The sequence below is a fragment of the Rhodanobacter lindaniclasticus genome (genome assembly GCF_004799035.1).
GTDB classification, from domain to species: domain Bacteria; phylum Pseudomonadota; class Gammaproteobacteria; order Xanthomonadales; family Rhodanobacteraceae; genus Rhodanobacter; species Rhodanobacter lindaniclasticus.
Window position 1 is genome coordinate 1 of the sequence record NZ_MWIO01000077.1, and the last position, 2713, is coordinate 2713.

Sequence of the window (2713 nt, forward strand, 5' to 3'; positions counted from 1 at the left end):
CGTCGGCAGCGTCAGGTGTGGATAAGAGGCTGGCCGAGGATCGTGCCCGCAAGGCTGCCACGGTGGGCGTCGCGGAGTAGACCGGCGCGCTGGCAAAGTTGCTGGGCCAGATCGACCCGACCATTGCGGGGTATGAACGGCTGGACGCGATGCAGGCGAAGCTGGCCGCATTCAAGAAGTCCGGTGCAATCTCGGGCGATGACTATGTACTGTTCTCGGGCAAGATTGCCGGCATGCGGCAGGAGTTGGACAAGGCTGGCGAAGCAACGCACAAGTTGACGCTCAACAGCGCGATGGCGCGACGTGAAATGGGGCGCATGGGTACGGACATCTTGATGGGAAACTATGGCCGCCTCTCGCAGACCTCGCTGACCCTGGCGAACTACACCGGCGTCATGGGGAAGGTCTTCAGCGCGACAGGACTAAGCATTCTCGGCGTGGCCGCCATCGTCGGTGGGTTCACGGCATCGCTGTACAAGGCCGCGCAGGCGAGCGCAGAGCTTGAAAAGGCCATCATCCTGAGCGGCAACGCGTCGGGCATGACGGCTGAGCAAATGAAGCTCATGGCGTCCAGCTACGCCACGTATTACACCAGCGCCAGCAAGGTGATGGACCTGCAGAAGGGATTGCTTGCCACCGGAACCGCCACCACGCAGAACTTCCGCGCCGCGACGCAGGCCGCGATCGCGTTTGGCGAGGCCACGGGACAGAGCCAGAAGGAGGTGATCCAAACCTTCGAGGGTCTGGCAAAAGACCCGGTAAACACGCTGGAAAAAATCAATCAGCTATATGGCTGGATTACTCCGGCCATCATGGACAACGTCCGCGCCCTGGTTGATCAGGGTGACAAGGCCGGCGCCGTCGCCGAGGCATTCCGCGCCATCAATGACGCCGCGTCCGATACGGCCAGCGCCGAGCAAAAAGCCTCGACGACCATTGACCGGCTGATTGCCAAGTGGAAGAACGGCGCGGCGGAAATCGGCGGGTACTACCAGAAGCTGGTCAACGGCATTTCGCCGACTGAGCAATTCCAGATCGCCCGCAAGACCTACGAACTCCACCTGCAAAGCACCAAGCGCAACAGTGTTCTTGATCGCCTGGCCGGCGAGGTCTACACGCCGGAACAGTTGCGCGCCGAGGAGGCCAGCCTCAAGGCGATGGCGGCGACCATTCAAGCGCAACGTGATGCCGCAGCACTTGGCGCACAGGCCACGGAGGACAACAAAGCGGGGAACGCGGCCAACAGTTACTACGATAGCCACTTTGCCACGATGGACAAGATGGCGAAGAAGCAGAAGGAGCTAAACGACCTCACTGCGACTTATGAGCAGATGTGGGCGCATACAGACGGCACCAACGCGCGACTGGCTGGCGTTCAGCGCGTGGTTGACGCCAACGGCAAGGCATCCTTTGTTGGCGGAAACTTCGACCGCGACGTAGCGGCGATTAACAAGAAATTTGCCGACCACAATGCAGCCCGCAGCAATTCCGATCCCTTCTCCACGCTTAACGGTCTAGTTCAGGACGCCCAAGTGTTCAATGCCGGCGTCGGCGGCGATACGCAAGACAACGCGCAAGCCAAGGCCATCCTTGCCATTGTGGATGCGGGGGCAAAACTGATCGCGCAGGGGCAGGATGTCGTCACAGTACAGGCCAAGGTCGCAGTCGGCGTCGCGGCGGTCAATGATAGCTATGCCAAGCAGGCCGACATCCTCAAGACGCAATCAATCATCGCGGTGCAGCAGTATCAGGCCGCACTCGACAAGCAGAACGATGCTTTGCAGCGCACGATCCAGTCGCAGATCGACAAGATCGGCATGGGCGACAAGGAATACGCGCAGCAGCAGCAGATCAACGATCTGTACGTGAAGGGCGCCGAGGCCATGACCCAATTGCAGCTCCGGCGCGCCAGTATCGCGGCGAAGGGCGGCGATACGTCCGTGCTCGACGCCAACATTGCCGCGCTGCAGGCGAATACGGACAAGCAAGTCCAGATCGTCCAGCGCGGCTATGCAGAAATGGATGCCGCCCGCGCCGATTGGACGAACGGACTGCGCAGTTCTCTAGCCAACTATCTCGACCAAGCCAGCGACGTGGCCGGCTAGAGCGCCACGCTCTTCACCAATGCGTTCAACGGCATGTCCGATTCGCTGGCGAACTTCGCGACGACTGGCAAGCTGAACTTCAAGGGGCTTGTTGCATCCATCCTCTCCGATCTGGCGAAAATGGAAATGCGCATCGCCATGTCGAAGATTCTGATGCAGTTGTTCTCATCGTACATGGGCGGCGTTGATACCTCTGCCGGCAGCGGTGGATCGAGCTACGCGACGAGTTTCAATAGTGACGGGACGTTCTTTAGCCCCTACGCCAAAGGCGGGGTGGTTTCGTCGCCGAGCCTATCCGCCTACTCCGGCCAGATCGTCAACCGGCCCACGCCGTTCAAGTTCGCAGCGGGCGCCGGGATTATGGGCGAGGCGGGTCCCGAGGCCATCATGCCGCTGTCGCGCGGCAGTGACGGCAAGCTCGGCGTGAAGTCGATGGGCGCGCAAGGTGACATCGTCATCAATACGAACGTCACCGTGGACGGCAACGGCAATTCCAAGTCCGACACCACTGGCGATACCAACGCGGATTCTGCTCGCCCAACCGGCAAGAAGATTGAAACGAAGGGGCGCGAAGGGATGACCAGCCACACAACAGAAAAGGGGAGAAA

Annotated in this window: 2 protein-coding genes; both read left to right on the forward strand. The window is 60.6% G+C overall.

Annotated elements, in window-relative coordinates; all coding sequences use genetic code 11:
* Positions 1-98: 98 nt before the first annotated feature.
* Positions 99-2105: a phage tail length tape measure family protein gene (locus B1991_RS17500; protein WP_136259964.1), complete on the forward strand. Its 2007-nt coding sequence runs from the start codon at positions 99-101 to the stop codon at positions 2103-2105.
* A 33-nt stretch (positions 2106-2138) separates the two neighbouring features.
* The coding region (locus B1991_RS17505) for a phage tail tape measure protein (RefSeq protein WP_136259965.1) at positions 2139-2713 on the forward strand (575 nt) is incomplete at its 3' end.